The organism is Variovorax gossypii, assembly GCF_003965815.1.
GTDB lineage: Bacteria > Pseudomonadota > Gammaproteobacteria > Burkholderiales > Burkholderiaceae_C > Variovorax > Variovorax gossypii.
The window spans coordinates 707,036-723,756 of the sequence record NZ_RXOE01000002.1 but is presented as its reverse complement, the minus strand read 5'-3'; the positions used below and the strand labels follow the sequence as shown (position 1 = coordinate 723,756).

Sequence of the window (16,721 nt, the reverse complement as noted above, 5' to 3'; positions counted from 1 at the left end):
GCCCGCGCGTCAGCGCGCGGCGTTGCGGTCGGTAATCATCTTCGGGGTGATAAAGACGAGCATTTCAGTCTTGTTGGCAACGCGTTCGCGCTTGCGGAACAGTGCCCCCAGATAGGGCACTTCACCCAGCACCGGCACGCGCGATTCGTCATTGGTTTCGGTGAGCTCGAAGATACCACCGATGACAACCGTGCCGCCGTTCTCGACCAGCACCTCGGTCTGCACGTGCTTGGTGTTGATGGCCGGGCCCGCCGACGTGTTCACGCCACGGGCGTCCTTGCTCACGTCCAGCGTCAGGATGATGTTGCCTTCAGGCGTGATCTGGGGCGTGACTTCGAGCTTCAGCACCGCCTTGCGGAACGAGATCGAGGTCGCGCCGCTGGACGTGGCCTGCTGGTACGGGATTTCCTCGCCCTGCTCGATCAGCGCCTTGGTCTGGTCGGCCGTGATGACGCGGGGGCTGGACACCAGCTTGCCCTTGCCGTCGGCCTCGAGCGCCGAGATTTCCAGGTTCAGCATGCGCGAGAAGCTCGAATTGAAGAGCGAGATCGCGAAGGTGCCTGCAGCGTTACCGGTGCCGCCGGCGTCGCCTGCGGGGAGGTTGATGAAGTTGGAGTTGGTCCAGGTGGTGGTGGCGGTGCTGGCACCGCCGTTGGTGCCCGCTGTGACGGTCGGCATCACGCCGATGTTGCCGTAAGCTCGATTGCCAGCGGACGAAGCGAAACGTTCGCCAGAGATACCGCCGCCCAGTCGAACACCCAGCGATTTGCCGAAGGTGTCGGATGCTTCGACGATCCGGGCCTCGATCAGCACCTGACGAACCGGCACGTCCAGCTTCTGGATCAAGTCGGTTACCTGGGCCAAACGCGACGGAATGTCCGAAACGAAGAGCTGATTGGTACGCGACTCGGCAATGACACTGCCGCGCGGGCTCAGGATACGCGTCGCCGCACCGCCGCCGCCGCCACCACCAGACGATGTGCCCGTACCAGTCAGGCCCTGTGCAATGGCAATCGCCTTCGTGTAATTGAGTTGGAACGACTGGGTCCGCAACGGCTCCAGATTCTCGATCGCGGCCTTGGCCTCGAACTCGAGCTTTTCCTTGGCGTTGATCTCATCCTTGGGCGCGATCCACAGCACGCTGCCGTTCTTGCGCATGCCCAGGTTCTTCGCCTGCATGATGATGTCGAGGGCCTGGTCCCAAGGCACGTCCTTCAGCCGCAGCGTCAGGGCGCCGCTCACCGAATCCGAGGTCACGATGTTGAAGTTCGTGAAGTCGGCGATCACCTGCAGCAGCGAGCGGATCTCGATGTTCTGGAAGTTCAGCGACAGCTTCTCGCCGTTGTAGCCCACGCCCTGGGTCAGCTTGGTCGGATCGACCTTGCGGGCACGGACTTCGACCACGAACTGGTTCTCGCTCTGGTAGGCGCTGTGCTCCCAGTCGCCCTTGGCGTCGATCGTCATGCGGACACGGTCGCCAGATTGCTGCGAAGTGATCAACTGGACCGGAGTTCCGAAGTCGGCCACATCGAGACGACGGCGCAGGCCTTCGGGCAGCGTCGACTTGGTGAACTCCACGACAAGGCTCTTGCCCTGCTGCTTGACGTCGACGCCCACCTGATTGTTCGGAAGATCGACGATGACCCGGCCCGTACTGTCGGTGCCAAGACGGAAATCGACGTCCTTCAGGGGCAGCGTGTCCCGATTGCGGTTTTCCGCAAAGGTCGTAGCGGCCGACGAAACGAGTGCCGCACCAGCCACCGGCTCAAGAACGACCAGCAGCGACTTGCCCTGAATCTCGGCCTTGTAGGCTGTCGCCTGCTTCAGGTTCAGCACCACGCGGCTGCGTTCACCGGCCTGCACCACGTTCACCGAGCGCAGGTTGCCCTGATTCACTTCGATGGCGGAACGGCCGATGGCATTGGTGACGCCCGGGAAGTCGAGCGCGATGCGCGCCGGCGTCTGCACGGTGAATCCGGCGGGCACCGCGGCGAGCGGTTGCGCAAGATCGATACGGATCACTTCCGAGCCGGACTGCGTGGAGCTGGTCACGGCTTCGATGGCATTTTGCGCATGGGCCACGGCCAATGCGCCGAAAGCCAGCAGACCCAGGCCGGCAGCGCGCAGCCACTGTGCCATCGTTGATTTCTTATGGTTCATTTCGCACTCTCTTGCAGCTGCAGCGTCGCGACGCGTTCGATCCATTCACCGGCGGCGTCCTGCACGATTTCACGCAGGGCGACTTCGGTTTCGTTGATTCGGGTGATACGCCCGTAGTTGAGTCCCAGGTATTCGCCGACGCGCACCTTGTAGAGCAGCTTGTCGACACGGACCAGCGCCACCGGCTGACCGTTGCGATTCATGCTTCCCACCATGGCCATCGAGTCGAGCGGGAAGGCCTCGAGCGCCTCCTTGCGGCGCGCCAGTTCGGGCGCGATCAGCTCGGAGGTGCTCGGCTGGTTCGATTCGCGGCGCAGCGCCTGGGTCAGCTTCAGGATGTTGAAAGGCTCGAACGCCGAGGCTTCGGTGTACGCCTGCGGGGTGAACTTCTTGGGCTCGGAGATAGGCGGCACCGAGGGCTTCACCTGGGCGCGTTGCTCGGCCATCCACCGCTGCAGGTCTTCCTGGTCCGAATCGCAGGCGCTCAGTGCCGACGCCGCCAGCGTCAGCCACAGTACTTTGGCGACGATCTTCATTTCTTCGCCTTCGGTGCGGAAGCGCGCTTCTGCGCGGCCCGCTCGTCGTCATCGAGGTAACGGTAGGTACGCGCGGTGGCATCCATCGTCAGCACGTCCTTGTCCTTCTGCGGGGTGACGGAGATGTTGTTCAGCGTCACGATGCGCGAGAGGCCCGCCACGTCGGCGGCGAAAGCTCCCATGTCGTGGTAGCGCCCGGTCACGCGAACGGCGATCGGAAGCTCGGCGTAGTAGTCCTTGACCGACACCTGCCCCGGACGGAACAGTTCGAACTGAAGGCTGCGACCAAGGCCCGCCTGGTTGATGTCCGACAGCAGGGCATCCATTTCGGCCTTGCTGGGCAGCTGCTTCTCGAGCAGGGTCACGTACTGCTGCACCTGCTCGCGCTGCTTCTTCAGCAACTCGAGATTGGCTGCCTGGGCCACCTTCTTCTGGTAATCGGCCTTGAGCGCGACTTCCTTGGAACGCTCGTTCTCGAGCTCGTCGTTCGAATTGGTCAGCCAGGCGAACCAGAGGGCGACGAGCACCAATGCGGTGACCGCCAGGCAGAGCGCATAACGGGGCACCGACGGCCATGCCGACGGATCGTTCGGATTGAGCCCGCGAAACTGGTCGCCGAAGCGCTGCAATGCAGCGGCGACGTCGATTTTCTGGGAGGGGCGATTGCTTGCCATGATCGGTTACCCCTTGGACTGCGCCGTTGCGGCCAGCGCCTTATCGGCGGCGGCCTTCTGAGCATCGGTGGGGCGTTTCAGGCCAATGCGCATCGTGAAGTTCGCCACGCGACGCTGGTCGCGCGGATTCAGGTTCACGTTCGCCGACGTGATTTCGACCAGCTCCGGCTTCACCAGCCACGGGCTGTTGTTGCCGAGATTGCGCAGCAGTTCCGAGACGCGCTCGTTCGACTGCGCCATGCCTTGCAGCGTGACAGTCTGGTTGTCCTGCTTCATGTTGGTCAGGTAGACGCCATCGGGCAATTGCCGGACCAGTTCGTTGAGCAGGTGCACGGTGCACGGGCAGGTTGCGGTCGCCCTGCAGGTCTTCGACCGCCTGCTGGCGCGCACGCAGCGCGGCGATTTCTTCCTGCAGGGTCGAGATTTCCTTGATCTCGACTTCGAGCTTCTTGATCTCGGCCTGGAGAAAGCTGTTCTTCGATTGCTGGGCCGAAATCTGGGCCTCGAACCAGAGGTAACCCAGGCCTGCGATCAGGACACCCAGAACCGCCGCGGCGCCCAAGGTGCCATAGAACGCCTCGCGCCTGCGCTTGCGCGCAGCTTCGCGGTGCGGAAGCAGATTGATGAGGATCACTGCAGGAACCTCCGCATGGCCAGCCCGCAGGAAGTCAGATAGGACGGCGCCTCGCGACGTACCTTCTTCTCGCGAACGTTCGAGCTGATTTCCATCCCTTCGAAGGGATTGAGCAACGAGCAGGCGAACGACGTCTGCCGCGTGACGGCATTTGTCAGGCCCGGCAGCGAAGCCGATCCACCCGCCAGCAGGACGTAATCGACGCGGTTATGCGGCGTGCTGGTGAAGAAGAACTGGAGCGCGCGCGCGATTTCCTGAGCGATGCTTTCCACGAAGGGCTTCAAGACGCCCGAGCCGTAGTCGTCAGGCAGGTCGCCGCTGCGCTTCTTCGCCTCGGCCTCTTCCGCGGAAAAACCGTACTGGCGCACGATAAGCTGCGTGAGCTGGGCACCACCGAACGCCTGGTCGCGGTCGTACAGCACTTCCTGGTTACGCAGCACCTGCATGCTGGTGGTGAAGGCACCCACCTCGAAGAGGGCCACGATCGAATCCACGCCCTTGCCGGGCAGCTGCTCGATCAGGCGGGCCGTTGCCAGTCGCGATGCATAGGACTCGACATCGAGGATCATCGCCTTCAGGCCCGCCGCTTCCGCCAAGCCTTCACGGTCCTGGACCTTTTCCTTGCGCGATGCGGCGATCAGCACTTCCACGTCGCCGGCGGAAGTTGTGCTCGGCCCCGTCACGCAGAAATCGAGGCTGACCTCGTCCAGCGAGAACGGGATGTATTGGTTGGCCTCGGATTCGACCTGAATCTCGAGCTCCTGCTCGCTCATGCCGCCGGGAAGAATGATCTTCTTGGTGATGACGGCCGAAGGCGGCAGCGCGAGCGCCACGTTGCGGGTACGCGTGCCGCTCTTGCGGATGACGCGGCGGACGGCTTCGGCCACCTCGTCGAACTTCTCGACGTTGCCGTCGGTGATCCAGCCGCGCTCGAGGGGCTCGATGGCGCAGCGCTCCAGGACCAGCTTGCCGCTGGCCTCACGGCCGAGCTCGACCAGCTTGACGCTGGACGAACTTACGTCCAGCCCCAGCAGGGGAGCGTTCTGACGACGAAACAATGATCCAAGAGCAGCCAAGTTAGGTTCCTCTTCCCCTGTATTTGTAACCAATAGAAAAAATTGAATTCGGTTGCATGCTAGCAGCAGGCGTAGCGGCAACCAAGCAACGCCGCAGGGCAAAACCCTGAAGCGTTGTCAAAACCTGACGTCAAAACCGCATTTTGTAACTTTTGAATTAGGGCAATGCAAGCCCCTCAAAGATCGGATCGTGTGGAGGGGGCGGCTTTTTATAATGTCGGGTGACTCTGTGCGGCCCCTCATGCAAGAAACTTCCAGCCCCAAAGGGCCAGCCAAGACCCCTCCCACCAAGCGCCCGACCTGGCTGAAATGGCTGTTGCGCTTTTTCTTCTGGAGCTTCGGCATCGCGCTGGCCGGCGTGCTTGCCGTGCTGTGCGTGGTGGCCGTGGCCCTCGCGGTCGCCTACCCGAACCTGCCTGACATCAGCGAGCTCTCCGACTACAGGCCCAAGCTGCCGCTGCGGGTGTTCTCGGCCGAAGGCATCCTGATCGGCGAGTTCGGCGAGGAGCGCCGCAACCTCACCCCGATCTCGGCGATTCCGAAGGTCGTGAAAGATGCCGTCCTGGCCGCCGAAGACGCCCGCTTCTACGACCACGGCGGCGTCGACTACAAGGGCATGGTGCGCGCCGGCCTGGCCAACATGAACCGCGTAAAGAGCCAGGGCGCGTCGACCATCACCATGCAGGTGGCGCGCAACGTCTACCTGAGCTCCGAGAAAACGCTCACCCGCAAGATCTACGAGGTGCTGCTCACCTTCAAGCTGGAGCACCTGCTGACCAAGGACCAGATCTTCGAGATCTACCTGAACCAGATCTACCTCGGCAACCGCGCCTACGGTTTCGCCGCCGCCTCCGAGGCCTACTTCGGCAAGCCCCTGCAGGAGCTCACCATCGCGCAGGCCGCCATGCTGGCCGGCCTGCCGAAGGCGCCCGGCGCCAACAACCCCGTCAACAACCCGCAGCGCGCGCGCGGCCGCCAGTTCTACGTGATCGACCGTATGCAGGAAGCCGGCTTCATCACCGCCGAGCAAGCCGCGGAAGCCAAGAAGGAAGAGCTGCATTTGCGCGATGCCGCCGACCCGAACCGCCTGCACGCGGAGTACGTCGCAGAAACGGTCCGTCAGCTGATGTACGCACAGTACGGCGACAGCACCTACACGCGCGGCCTCAAGGTCTACACCTCGCTGGTCGCTGCCGACCAGGCCGCCGCCTACAAGGCGCTGCGCAAGGGCATCATGGATTACGAGCGCCGCCAGATCTATCGCGGCCCCGAGAAGTTCGTCGACCTGCCGAACGATCCCAAGGAACTCGACGAGGCCGTGGACGATGCGCTCACCGACCACCCCGACAACGGCGACGTGATGGCGGCGGTTGTGCTGAAGGCCACGCCCAAGCAGATCGATGCGGTCCGCGGCAACGGCGACCCCGTGCAGATCACTGGCGACGGCCTCAAGCCCGCGCAGTCCGGACTCTCCGACAAGGCTCCGCCGAACATCAAGATCCGTCGCGGTGCGGTCATCCGCGTGGTGAAGACGCCCAAGAACACCTGGGAAATCACGCAGCTGCCCGAAGTCGAAGGCGCATTCGTCGCCATGGACCCGCGCGACGGCGCCATCAAGGCGCTTGTCGGCGGCTTCGACTTCGGCAAGAACAAGTTCAACCACGTGACACAGGCTTGGCGCCAGCCGGGTTCGAGCTTCAAGCCTTTCATCTATTCCGCGGCGCTCGAAAAGGGCTTCACCCCCGCCACGGTCATCAACGACGGCCCGCTCTTCTTCGACGCCGGCACCACCGGCGGCCAGCCCTGGGAGCCGAAGAACTACGGCGGCGGTTACGACGGCCCGATGTCGATGCGCACCGCGCTGATGAAGTCGAAGAACCTCGTGTCGATCCGCATCCTGCAGTCCATCGGCACGCGCTATGCGCAGGAATGGATCACCAACTTCGGCTTCGACAAGGAAAAGCACCCGGCCTACCTGCCGATGGCGCTCGGCGCGGGCTCGGTCACGCCGATGCAGATGGCGGTGGGCTATTCGGTGTTCGCCAACGGCGGCTACCGCGTCAATCCCTACCTCGTGACCCGCATCACCGACCACAAGGACAAGGTGCTGGTCGACAAGCAGCCGCCCCTGCTGAGCGAATCGCTGCGCGTCATCCCGCAGCGCAACGCCTTCATCATGGACACGCTGCTGAATTCCGTGGCCCGCGGCGGCACCGCCGCGAAGGCGCAGGCGATGCTCAAGCGCCCCGACCTGTACGGCAAGACCGGCACCACCAACGACTCGCTCGACGCCTGGTTCGCTGGCTTCCAGCCCACCATGACGGCCATCTCGTGGATCGGCTACGACACGCCGCGCAACCTGGGCGACCGCGAGACCGGCGGCGGCCTGAGCCTGCCGATCTGGATCACCTACATGGAAACCGCCATCAAGGGCGTGCCCGTGACCGAGCTGTCGGCCAATCCGCCCTCGGGCATCGTGAACGTCGGCGGCGAGTGGTATTACGACGACTATGCGCCGGGACGCGGCGTTGCAAGCCTTGGCGTGGAATCCGCGCCCGCAGCGCCGGTGGAGGCCCTTACCGGTGCCCCGGTAAGCCCGCCGGCCCCGCCCGAGGAGCGCAACCGCATCCTCGACCTGTTCCGCAACTGAAGGCGGCGGACGCGAAAGGGCCGCGAAAGATCAGGCAGCCGCGAAGCTCAGCGGCTGCCCGGCCTGAAGAGTCGCTTCGCGCGACAGATTGCCGAAGAACTCCTCGCCGGTCTTGGTGTCGAGCCAGGCCTTGCCGTCGTGGCGGTAGTGATAGCCGCCGGAACGCGCGGCAAGCCAGATTTCCTGGAGGGGCTTCTGCAGGTTCACGATCAGCTGGCTGCCGTTGCGGAATGAAATCGTGATCATCCCGCCCACCCTCTGGTTGTCGATGTCCGCGTCGGTCGCTTCGTTGATGCGGTCGCAGCCCAGCTCGATCGCTGCAAGGGCAGCCTCGGCGCGATCCATGTACTCGGTGTCGGTCATTACAATTTCGCCATGTTGAACGTTCACCAAATTCTAGTGAGCACCCGCGTCCGCGCTGCGCTCATGGTCTGCCTCGCCGTGGGCGCCGCCGGGCTTGTCGCGGCCTGCGGGCAGCGCGGTCCGCTGTACCTGCCGACCGATCCGGCCGCCGCCGGGCGCGCCACGCTGCCGGAGCTCATGACGCCCGATAGTCTGAGGTCGTCGCCCTCCACCTCCTCTACGTCTTCCAGTCAGACGGCCCCCGCGCCGGCCGCAGCCGCCAGCGCACCGGCGGGCAGCAACAGCAACAACACCGGCACGGAGCAACGCAAGTGAGCGCAACCGCAAACTCCCTGCCCGGCCAACCGCACATCGCGGAGCGCGACGGCGCGCTGCACGTCGAAGGCGTCGCACTCGATGCGCTGGCCCGCGAGCATGGCACGCCCCTCTTCGTCTACTCGCAGCAATGGATGCTGGACGCCTTGGCGGCGTACCAGCGCGGCTTCGAGGGACGCGACGCCCTCATCTGCTATGCGATGAAGGCCAATTCCTCGCTCGGCGTGCTGCGCGTGTTCGCGGAAGCCGGCTGCGGCCTCGACATCGTCTCGGGCGGCGAACTGGCGCGCGTGCTGGCCGTCGGCGCCGATCCGAAGAAGATCATCTTCTCGGGCGTGGGCAAGACCCGCGCCGAGATGCGCCAGGCCCTCGCGGCCGGCATCGCCTGCTTCAACGTCGAGAGCGAAGCCGAGCTCGACGTCCTCAACGAAGTGGCGGTTGCCGAAGGCAAGCGCGCGCCGATCAGCATCCGCATCAATCCGAACGTCGATCCGAAGACGCATCCGTACATTTCCACCGGCCTGAAGGGCAACAAGTTCGGCATCGCGCACGACCGCGCTGTCGAGGCCTACAAGCACGCCGCACGCCTGCCGGGCCTGGAAGTGGTGGGCATCGACTGCCACATCGGCTCGCAAATCACCGAAGCGTCGCCCTATCTCGACGCCTGCGACCGCGTGCTCGACCTGGTGGAAGCCATCGAGGCAGCCGGCGTGCCGATCCATCACCTGGACTTCGGCGGCGGCCTGGGCATCGACTACAACGGCGAAGTGCCGCCCAAGGCCGATGCGCTGTGGCAGCAGCTGCTCGCCAAGCTCGACGCGCGCGGCTTCGGCAAGCGCAAGCTGGTGATCGAACCCGGCCGTTCGCTGGTCGGCAACGCCGGCGTGTGCCTGACCGAAGTGCTCTACACCAAGCCCGGCGAGGACAAGAACTTCTGCATCGTCGACGCAGCCATGAACGACCTGCCGCGTCCCGCGATGTACCAGGCCTTCCAGCGCATCGTGCCGGTGCGCGCCCGCGCCGGCAATGCCACGACCTACGACGTGGTCGGCCCAGTCTGCGAAAGCGGCGACTGGCTCGGCCGTGACCGCGCACTCAACGTGCTGGCCGGAGATTTCCTGGCCGTGCTGTCGGCGGGGGCGTACTGCATGAGCATGTCCAGCAACTACAACACGCGCGGCCGCGCCGCCGAGGTGCTGGTGAGCGGCGCGAGCGCCAGGCTGATCCGTCGTCGCGAGACGATGGAAGACCAGCTGCGCAGCGAGATCGACGGCTGACTGCCGTCCTTCAGCCGGTACGCAGCGGCTTCTCGCCGTTGCGCACTGCGCCTGCCGCCGGCTTCGCCTTGCCGCGCTTGCTGGCGAAATTCCACACGCGCCACGCAAGCAGCACGCCGATGATCGCGGCGTAGACGAACACTTCCGCAAAGTTGTTCTTGCCCGCGCGCATCCAGAAGAAGTGCAGCAGGCCCAGCCCAGCGATCAGGTAGACCAGCCGGTGCAGCAGCTGCCAGCGCTTCGCGCCCATCGCCTTGATCGCACGGTTGAACGAGGTGGCCGCCAGCGGCGTCAGCAGCACGAAGGCCGAGAAGCCCACCAGGATGAATGGCCGCTTGGCGATGTCCTTCGCGATGTCGCCCCACTCGAAGCCCATGTCGAACCAGCTGTAGCACAGCAGGTGCAGCACCACATAGAAGTACGCGAACAGGCCCAGCATGCGGCGGTAGCGCGCCAGCGCGTTCCACTTGCTCATCACGCGCAGCGGCGTCACCGCCAGCACGATGCAGATGAAGCGCAGCGTCCAGTCGCCGGTGGCGCGGATCAGGAACTCGGCGGGGTTGGCGCCCAGCCCGTCCGTGAACGCGCCATAGGCCAGCAGCGCGAACGGCAGCAGGCACAGCAGGAAGACGACCGGCTTGGTCGCCGGATGCATGAGCAGCTTGTTCATGGGGCGATGACCGCGCGCAGAAGCCGGCTCAGTAATTCTTCTTGAGGTCCATGCCCGCGTAGAGCTGGCCGACCTGCGCTTCGTAGCCGTTGAACAGCTCGGTCTTGCGCCGCTTGGCGAACAGGCCGCCGCCGTCGCCGATGCGGCGCTCGGTAGCCTGGCTCCAGCGCGGATGGTCGACGTTGGGGTTCACGTTCGAATAGAAGCCGTATTCGTTGGCCGCGGCCTTGTTCCAGGCGGTGCTCGGCTCTTTCTCGACGAAGCGGATCTTCACGATCGACTTGGCCGACTTGAAGCCGTACTTCCATGGCACCACCAGCCGCACCGGTGCGCCGTTCTGGTTGGGCAGCACCTCGCCGTACATGCCGAAGGCAAGCAGCGTGAGCGGATGCATCGCCTCGTCCATGCGCAGGCCCTCGGTGTAGGGCCAGTCGAGCACGCGCGAGCCCACGAAGGGCATGGTCTTGGGATCGGCCAGCGTCACGAACTCGACGAACTTGGCATTGCCCTGCGGCTCGACCTTCTTGATGAGCTCGGCCAGCGAATAGCCGACCCACGGAATCACCATCGACCAGCCCTCGACGCAGCGCAGGCGGTAGATGCGCTCTTCCTGCGCACTGAGCTTCAGCAGGTCTTCGATGCCGTACTTGCCCGGCTTCTTGACCAGCCCTTCCACCTCCACGGTCCAGGGCCGCGTCTTCAGCGTGCCGGCGTTCTTCGCCGGATCGGCCTTGTCGGTGCCGAACTCGTAGAAGTTGTTGTAGGTGGAGGCGTCCTTGTAGTCGGTGACCTTCTCCATCGAAATGGCACCGGGCACCGCCGACTTGGCGCCGGGCAGCGGCGCGAGCTTGTTGGGGCGCTCGGCCTGCGCCAAGGCTTCGCGCGAGGCGAATGCCGCCAGCGCGGCTCCCGCGGCACCGCCGGCCATGAGCTTCAGCATGTCCCGGCGGCCTTCGTAGACCTCCCGGGACGTGATCTCGCTCGACAGCGGATGGATGAAACCGTTGCCGTCGCTGTTGTTGCTGCGGTGGATCGGACGGGAATGGAACGACATGACGGACCTTTCGCGGAATCGTTGTGCTCAGGGTAGTTCGTGGCCGACCCTGATCTGGTTACGCGCCGCCGCAGCGCGCGGTTTCAATAATTCTTCGCGAAAGCCCGCAGGCCTGCAGTTACAGGGTGCCGTAGCTGTGCAACCCGCTCAGGAACATGTTCACGCCGAGGAAGGCGAAAGTCGTGACAGCCAGCCCGCCCAGCGCCCACCAGGCCGCCACGGTGCCGCGCAGCCCCTTCACCAGCCGCATGTGCAGCCAGGCCGCGTAGTTGAGCCAGACGATCAGCGCCCAGGTTTCCTTCGGGTCCCAGCTCCAGTAGCCGCCCCAGGCGTCGGCCGCCCACAGGGCGCCCAGCACGGTGGCGATGGTGAAGAAGGCGAAGCCGACGGTGATCGACTTGTACATGACGTCGTCGAGCACCTCGTTGGCCGGCAGGCGCGCCGCGATGCGCTTGCGCCCGAGCAGGATGCCCGCGGCGATCAGCGCGGAAATGCCCGCGTAGATCACCCAGTAGCTGCCGCCGGCTTCCTGCACGCGCTGGCGGAACGCCACCGGCACGAAGCACAGCGCCACGCCCAGCAGCCAGATCGGGGTGAGCTTGTACCAGCGCGTCTCGTTGGCCTGCTCCTTGATGAGGTAGGCGAAGGCGACCATGGCCGCCAGCGCGAAGGTGCCGTAGCCGATGAAGTTGGCCGGCACATGCAGCTTCATCCACCAGCTCTGCAACGCGGGCACCAGCGGCTGGATCTCGTGCGCCTCGCGCACGATCGTGTACCAGAGCAAAAAGCCCACCGCCGCGCTGACCACCAGCATCACGAAGGCGCCGAGCGCACGCGTGTTGTAGCGCTCCTCGAAGTACAGATAGAAGGCCGCCGTCAGCCAGCAGAACAGCACGAACACTTCGTACAGGTTGCTCACCGGGATGTGGCCGATGTCCGGGCCGAGCTGGTGGCTTTCGTACCAGCGAACCATGGTGCCGATCAGCGCCATCGTCACCGCCGCCCACGCGAGGCGGGAACCGATGGTGTCGAAGGTGTCCGACTGCCTGCCGCCGAAGAAGCCGAGCCAGTAGAACAGCGTGCTCATGAAGAACAGCACGCTCATCCAGAGGATGGCCGACTGGCTCGACAGGAAGTACTTGAGCCAGAACACGCTGTCGGCGCGAGCCAGGTCGCCCTGGTACGACGCGATGGCCAGCAGCGAGGCGGCAGCAACCACGATGGCCAGCACGCGCAGTGGCCGCCAGAACCAGCAGATGCCGATCAGCGAGACCATCGCGGCCCCGAGGATCGGCTTCTCGTAATAGTCCATCGACCCCGCGTGGCGCGCGAAGGCGAACAGGCCGCCGGCCACCACCAGCGCCGCGAACACCCAGTCGAACAGGTTGCGGCGCGAAAGCCAGCTTTCATTGAGCGTGAGGGTCGTGGTGTTCATGTTGTCCCGGGGTCTTCTTTGTTCAGGGCGAGCAGCTTGCGTTTGAGATGCTCGAATTCGCGATCGCTGTCGATGGTCTTGCGATTGACCGAGAACGCCATCGTGGCGGCCGTACCGGCTGCATCACCGTCGGAAGCAGCCGTGCCGCCGGGCGTCAGCCACACCCACAGGCGGCGCTCGCGCACGTACAGCATGGCAAAAATGCCGACGATCAGCAACAGGCAGCCCAGGTAGACGATGTTCTTGCCAGGGGCACGCGCCACCTGGAACACGCTGGCCTGCACCTGGGTGAAGTCGGTCATCATCATCGCGACCGGGGCCGGGTAGAAATGGGCGTCGCTGATGGCCAGCACGGCCTGCGTCAGATAGGCCTGCGATTTCTCGTCGTTGGCCAGCGCGGCAAGGCCGGCGCCCTCACGGCTCAGGTTGAGCACCTCGAACAGCACGTCGTTGAGGATGCGCACCAGCACCCCGCCAGCGCGCTCGCGCTCGGCCTCGGGCACGTTGACTTCCATGAACTCGGCAATGGCCTGCCAGCCGCCCACGGTGGTGGCATCGGCCTTGGCGCGCTCGGTGCCGGCGAACAGGGCCAGCGCGCGCGTGGCGGACACGCGCAGCTGCTCCGCCATCTCGGGGCGCTTGGGATCGGTGGCCTTGGCGATGTAGCGCTCGACGGCGCGCTCGCGCGTGGCCGGGTCGGCAAGCGCCGCGCGCATGCGCACGAAGCCGTCCATGGAGCCCTGCTCGTCGGCCGGCACGCGCAGGTAGCGGAACGGCTCGTCGGGCTTCTCGCGCATGCCCAGCAGGAACACCGGCTGGCCGTCACCGGTGTCGACCGGCACCATGTAGTTCTGGTATTCGCGCGCCTGGCCAGCGGCGTCGCGCAGCTTGTAGCCGATGCTCGGGCCGATGTTGCGCAGCACCTTCGGCTTGTTGGTCTTGTTGGCGGCGCCCAGGCGCGATTCGATGCCGTGGCGCAGGTCGACCTTGCGCACGTCGGCACCGCTGCCCATGGCGTTCGCGTCGGCAAAGTTCTCGACGTTGATCACGCGCAGCGCGGCGTACTCGAGCGTGAGCTTGTCCTTGCCGTTGGTGATCTCGGTGCTCGGGCCGCCGATGACGCCTTCCACCTCGAAAGACTTGGCCGCGGCAGTCATCGGCACCGCCTTGAGCTTCACCCTGGAGCCGCCGTCGTCGAAGCTCGACTGGTAGATTTCCACGCCCTTGTAGCTGGCCGGGTGGTTGACCTCGATGCGCGCGGGCACCTGCTCGCCGGTCTCGCGGTCGTGCAGCACCACCTCGCTCGCGAACAGCTTGGGCATGCCGGTCGAGTAGTAATCGACGATGAACTTCTTCAGCTCGATGGAGAACGGCAGTTCCTGCAGCAGCACTCCGTCGGACTGGTTGAGGATGGCCACGCTGCCCTGCCCTCCCTCGGGCACGAGGATGTTGCCGCGGAAGGTCGGGTTGCTGGCCGACAGGCGGTGCTGCGGCGGCACGTCGGCGATCATTCCGCCGCCAGTGAACACGCTCTTGCCGTTGAACCAGGTCTGGGCGCGCACCACGAGGTCGCCGTCGAGCAGGCCGCCGAGGCACACCAGCACGATGGCGCCGTGGGCCGCGATGTAGCCCAGCTTGTGGGCCCCGCCGGCGCGCGCCGCGACCATCCAGCCCTCGGCAGTCTTTCCGTCGGCGCCGGCCTCGCGCCGCTGCAGCTTGACCTTCCACCCGCCGCTCACGAGCAGCTGCCCGATGCGGTTTGCCGCGGCCTCGGGCGCTTCACCGAGCGTGTTTTCCGCACGCTGACCGAAGGCCTTCAGGCTCTGGACGCGGATGTTTTCCTTGAAGGTCTTGAGATCGACCACGATGCGCGGCGTGTTGCGCACGATGCACAGCGTGGTACTGATCACCAGGAACAGCAGGATCAGCAGGAACCACCAGGCGCTGTAGATCGAGTCGAGCCGCGCCGCGCGAAACAGTTCGGCCCAGAACGGCCCGAACTGGTTGATGTAGTTGTTGATCGGCTCGTGCTGCTTGAGCACCGTGCCGATGATCGACGCGATGCAGATGATGGTGAGCAGCGCGATCGCAAAGCGCATCGACGACAGCAGCTCCACCGCGGCGCGAAGCACCTGCGGGCCGCGATGAACGCGAAGGCCATGGGTGGAGACGGACATCGGGCGAAATCAGGAAGAAAGAGAAGGAGAAAAAACAAAAAAGGGCGGGCCATCCTGCTGGATCGGCCCGCCCTTTGTCTGGGTTGTTATCGGCGGCTGGTCACGCTCCAGGGAGCGCCATCATCAACGCAAACCGGCAATGTAGTCGGCGACCGCCTTGATTTCCCTGTCGTTGAGCTTGGCGGCGACGCCGGTCATGGGCAGGCTGTTCAGGCGGACGTTGTCGCGGAAGGCGGTGAGCTGGGCCACCGTGTAGTCGGCGTTCTGGCCGCCCAGGCGCGGGTACTGGGCCGGGATGCCGGCGCCGTTGGGGCTGTGGCAGCCGGCGCAGGCCGGGATCTGGCGATCGCCGATGCCGCCGCGGTAGATCTTCTCGCCCAGCGCGATGGTGTCCTTGTCTTTCGAGAAGCCAGGCTTGACCTTCTTCGAACCCACGAACCAGGCGATGTTGCGCATGTCTTCTTCCGACAGCGCAGAAGCCAGCGGCTTCATGATCGCGCTCTTGCGCGCGCCGGACTTGAAGTCCTGCAGCTGCTTGAGGATGTATTCGGGGTGTTGCTGCGCCAGCTTCGGGTTGGCGGCGATGGCGGAGTTGCCGTCGGCGTTGTGGCAGGAAGCGCAGCTCTGGCTGTTTGCCGGCGTTGCGTTGAACAGCGTGTCCCCCTTGGCGGGGTCCGGCTTGGCCGGTTTTGCCGCTGCGGCGGCTGCCGCACCCGGATTGGCCGCGTGTTCATCGGCTGCAAAACTCACGCTGGATGCGATGCCCACGAGGGCCGCAAGCACAATATTGGCAAACAACTTCATATCGGGGGCTTCGAATTTATGGCGCAAAACCTCACGATTCTACAATGTGGGCCCTGTTTCGAAAGTCCGTAGATGCCCTCCCCGCGCGCCAAGCCCGCAGCCTATCCTCCCCGCGCGGCTCCCGCCGCGGCCCCCCAGGTCGCCGAGCGCGAACGCGCGGCGCTGGGCTGGCTGCACACCGCCCACTTCCTCACCAGCGCCCCCCAGCTGGAGCACCTGCCTCCCCTGGGCCTGCCCGAGATCGCCTTCGTCGGCCGCTCCAACGCGGGCAAGTCGACCGCCATCAACACCCTGACGCAACAGACGCGCCTGGCCTTCGCCTCCAAGACACCGGGCCGCACGCAGCACATCAACCTGTTCGGCGTCGGCAAGCAGAAGGTCGATGACGCGGTGCTCGCCGACCTGCCCGGCTACGGCTATGCGGCCGTGCCGCGCGAAGCCAAGCTGCGCTGGCAGCGGGTGATGGGCAACTACCTGATGACGCGCGAAAACCTGCGCGGCGTGGTGCTCATGTGCGATCCGCGCCACGGAATGACCGAGCTCGACGAGATCCTGCTCGACGTGATCCGTCCGCGCGTGCAACAGGGCCTGAAATTCCTCGTGCTGCTGACCAAGGCCGACAAGCTCACCCGCAGCGAGGGCGCGAAGGTGCTGTCCATTACGCGACTGCAGGCCGGTGGCGGCGAGGTGAAACTGTTCTCGGCCCTGAAGAAGCAAGGCGTTGGCGAGGCCGCGGAGCTGCTGTGGCGCTGGGTGCACCCCGAAGGCGCCGACGCGCCAGCCGCCGAACCCGAGCCACCGCCACAGGAAGACGCCTGACACAGGAGCAGGCTGTACCGACCGTCCCATCTGCGAAGTTCACTATCAAAACAATAGCGATACAGTCAACCCGAAGG

Annotated in this window: 14 protein-coding genes and 1 pseudogene; 4 read left to right on the top strand and 11 right to left on the bottom strand. The window is 65.1% G+C overall.

What is annotated here, in order from left to right; genetic code table 11:
• Positions 1-9: 9 nt before the first annotated feature.
• From EJP69_RS10985 to EJP69_RS10965, 5 genes and pseudogenes are all read right to left on the bottom strand, one after another.
• A complete protein-coding gene (locus tag EJP69_RS10985) occupies positions 10-2,160 on the bottom strand; it encodes a type IV pilus secretin PilQ (protein WP_126470066.1) in 2,151 nt (716 codons plus the stop codon).
• Positions 2,157-2,696, bottom strand: a complete 540-nt coding sequence (locus EJP69_RS10980; protein ID WP_093196402.1) for a pilus assembly protein PilP — start codon at positions 2,694-2,696, stop codon at positions 2,157-2,159. Before EJP69_RS10980 ends, EJP69_RS10985 begins: the two co-directional genes overlap by 4 nt.
• Positions 2,693-3,370, bottom strand: a complete 678-nt coding sequence (locus EJP69_RS10975; protein ID WP_093196404.1) for a type IV pilus inner membrane component PilO — start codon at positions 3,368-3,370, stop codon at positions 2,693-2,695. Before EJP69_RS10975 ends, EJP69_RS10980 begins: the two co-directional genes overlap by 4 nt.
• 6 nt (positions 3,371-3,376) lie before the next feature.
• Positions 3,377-4,004, bottom strand: a pseudogene (locus EJP69_RS10970) (PilN domain-containing protein).
• On the bottom strand, positions 4,001-5,080 hold the full coding sequence (locus EJP69_RS10965) for a pilus assembly protein PilM (protein WP_093196407.1): 1,080 nt from the start codon (positions 5,078-5,080) through the stop codon (positions 4,001-4,003). Before EJP69_RS10965 ends, EJP69_RS10970 begins: the two are co-directional and overlap by 4 nt.
• A 241-nt stretch (positions 5,081-5,321) precedes the next feature.
• Between EJP69_RS10965 and EJP69_RS10960 the strand changes: the two genes are divergently transcribed.
• A complete protein-coding gene (locus EJP69_RS10960) occupies positions 5,322-7,730 on the top strand; it encodes a penicillin-binding protein 1A (RefSeq protein WP_093196409.1) in 2,409 nt (802 codons plus the stop codon).
• Between the two features lie 30 nt (positions 7,731-7,760).
• Here the strand turns inward: EJP69_RS10960 and cyaY are convergent, their stop codons facing one another.
• Positions 7,761-8,093 (bottom strand): iron donor protein CyaY, encoded by a 333-nt coding sequence (gene cyaY, locus EJP69_RS10955; RefSeq protein ID WP_093196411.1) that lies wholly within the window; start codon positions 8,091-8,093, stop codon positions 7,761-7,763.
• A gap of 12 nt (positions 8,094-8,105) precedes the next feature.
• Between cyaY and lptM the strand changes: the two genes are divergently transcribed.
• Together lptM and lysA are read left to right on the top strand one after the other, a co-directional pair.
• A complete protein-coding gene (gene lptM, locus EJP69_RS10950) occupies positions 8,106-8,408 on the top strand; it encodes an LPS translocon maturation chaperone LptM (protein ID WP_126470064.1) in 303 nt (100 codons plus the stop codon).
• The gene (gene lysA / locus EJP69_RS10945) at positions 8,405-9,685 is read left to right on the top strand and encodes a diaminopimelate decarboxylase (RefSeq protein WP_126470062.1); all 1,281 of its coding nucleotides are present in this window, start codon (positions 8,405-8,407) and stop codon (positions 9,683-9,685) included. Before lptM ends, lysA begins: the two co-directional genes overlap by 4 nt.
• Positions 9,686-9,695: 10 nt before the next feature.
• Here the strand turns inward: lysA and EJP69_RS10940 are convergent, their stop codons facing one another.
• From EJP69_RS10940 to EJP69_RS10920, 5 genes are all read right to left on the bottom strand, one after another.
• A complete protein-coding gene (locus tag EJP69_RS10940; protein WP_126470060.1) occupies positions 9,696-10,355 on the bottom strand; it encodes a protein-methionine-sulfoxide reductase heme-binding subunit MsrQ in 660 nt (219 codons plus the stop codon).
• 28 nt (positions 10,356-10,383) lie between these two features.
• Positions 10,384-11,409 (bottom strand): protein-methionine-sulfoxide reductase catalytic subunit MsrP, encoded by a 1,026-nt coding sequence (gene msrP / locus EJP69_RS10935; RefSeq protein WP_126470058.1) that lies wholly within the window; start codon positions 11,407-11,409, stop codon positions 10,384-10,386.
• A 118-nt stretch (positions 11,410-11,527) separates the two neighbouring features.
• Positions 11,528-12,844 carry a c-type cytochrome biogenesis protein CcsB gene (ccsB, locus tag EJP69_RS10930; protein WP_126470056.1) on the bottom strand — a complete coding sequence of 439 codons (1,317 nt, stop codon included), beginning with the start codon at positions 12,842-12,844 and terminating at the stop codon, positions 11,528-11,530.
• Positions 12,841-15,021 carry a cytochrome c biogenesis protein ResB gene (locus EJP69_RS10925; protein ID WP_126470054.1) on the bottom strand — a complete coding sequence of 727 codons (2,181 nt, stop codon included), beginning with the start codon at positions 15,019-15,021 and terminating at the stop codon, positions 12,841-12,843. Before EJP69_RS10925 ends, ccsB begins: the two co-directional genes overlap by 4 nt.
• A gap of 123 nt (positions 15,022-15,144) precedes the next feature.
• Complete coding sequence (locus EJP69_RS10920) at positions 15,145-15,825, bottom strand: c-type cytochrome (protein ID WP_126470052.1); 681 nt, start codon at positions 15,823-15,825, stop codon at positions 15,145-15,147.
• 72 nt (positions 15,826-15,897) lie between these two features.
• Between EJP69_RS10920 and yihA the strand changes: the two genes are divergently transcribed.
• Positions 15,898-16,644: a ribosome biogenesis GTP-binding protein YihA/YsxC gene (yihA, locus tag EJP69_RS10915; protein ID WP_093196426.1), complete on the top strand. Its 747-nt coding sequence runs from the start codon at positions 15,898-15,900 to the stop codon at positions 16,642-16,644.
• Positions 16,645-16,721 lie beyond the last annotated feature (77 nt).

Bases quoted from the DNA above. Each gene is read 5' to 3' on its own strand.
- EJP69_RS10985 (WP_126470066.1), bottom strand. From the start codon at position 2,160: ATGAACCATAAGAAATCAACGATGGCACAGTGGCTGCGCGCTGCCGGC.
- EJP69_RS10980 (WP_093196402.1), bottom strand. From the start codon at position 2,696: ATGAAGATCGTCGCCAAAGTACTGTGGCTGACGCTGGCGGCGTCGGCA.
- EJP69_RS10975 (WP_093196404.1), bottom strand. From the start codon at position 3,370: ATGGCAAGCAATCGCCCCTCCCAGAAAATCGACGTCGCCGCTGCATTG.
- EJP69_RS10960 (WP_093196409.1), top strand. From the start codon at position 5,322: ATGCAAGAAACTTCCAGCCCCAAAGGGCCAGCCAAGACCCCTCCCACC.
- cyaY (WP_093196411.1), bottom strand. From the start codon at position 8,093: ATGACCGACACCGAGTACATGGATCGCGCCGAGGCTGCCCTTGCAGCG.
- lptM (WP_126470064.1), top strand. From the start codon at position 8,106: ATGTTGAACGTTCACCAAATTCTAGTGAGCACCCGCGTCCGCGCTGCG.
- EJP69_RS10940 (WP_126470060.1), bottom strand. From the start codon at position 10,355: ATGAACAAGCTGCTCATGCATCCGGCGACCAAGCCGGTCGTCTTCCTG.
- msrP (WP_126470058.1), bottom strand. From the start codon at position 11,409: ATGTCGTTCCATTCCCGTCCGATCCACCGCAGCAACAACAGCGACGGC.
- ccsB (WP_126470056.1), bottom strand. From the start codon at position 12,844: ATGAACACCACGACCCTCACGCTCAATGAAAGCTGGCTTTCGCGCCGC.
- EJP69_RS10925 (WP_126470054.1), bottom strand. From the start codon at position 15,021: ATGTCCGTCTCCACCCATGGCCTTCGCGTTCATCGCGGCCCGCAGGTG.
- EJP69_RS10920 (WP_126470052.1), bottom strand. From the start codon at position 15,825: ATGAAGTTGTTTGCCAATATTGTGCTTGCGGCCCTCGTGGGCATCGCA.
- yihA (WP_093196426.1), top strand. From the start codon at position 15,898: ATGCCCTCCCCGCGCGCCAAGCCCGCAGCCTATCCTCCCCGCGCGGCT.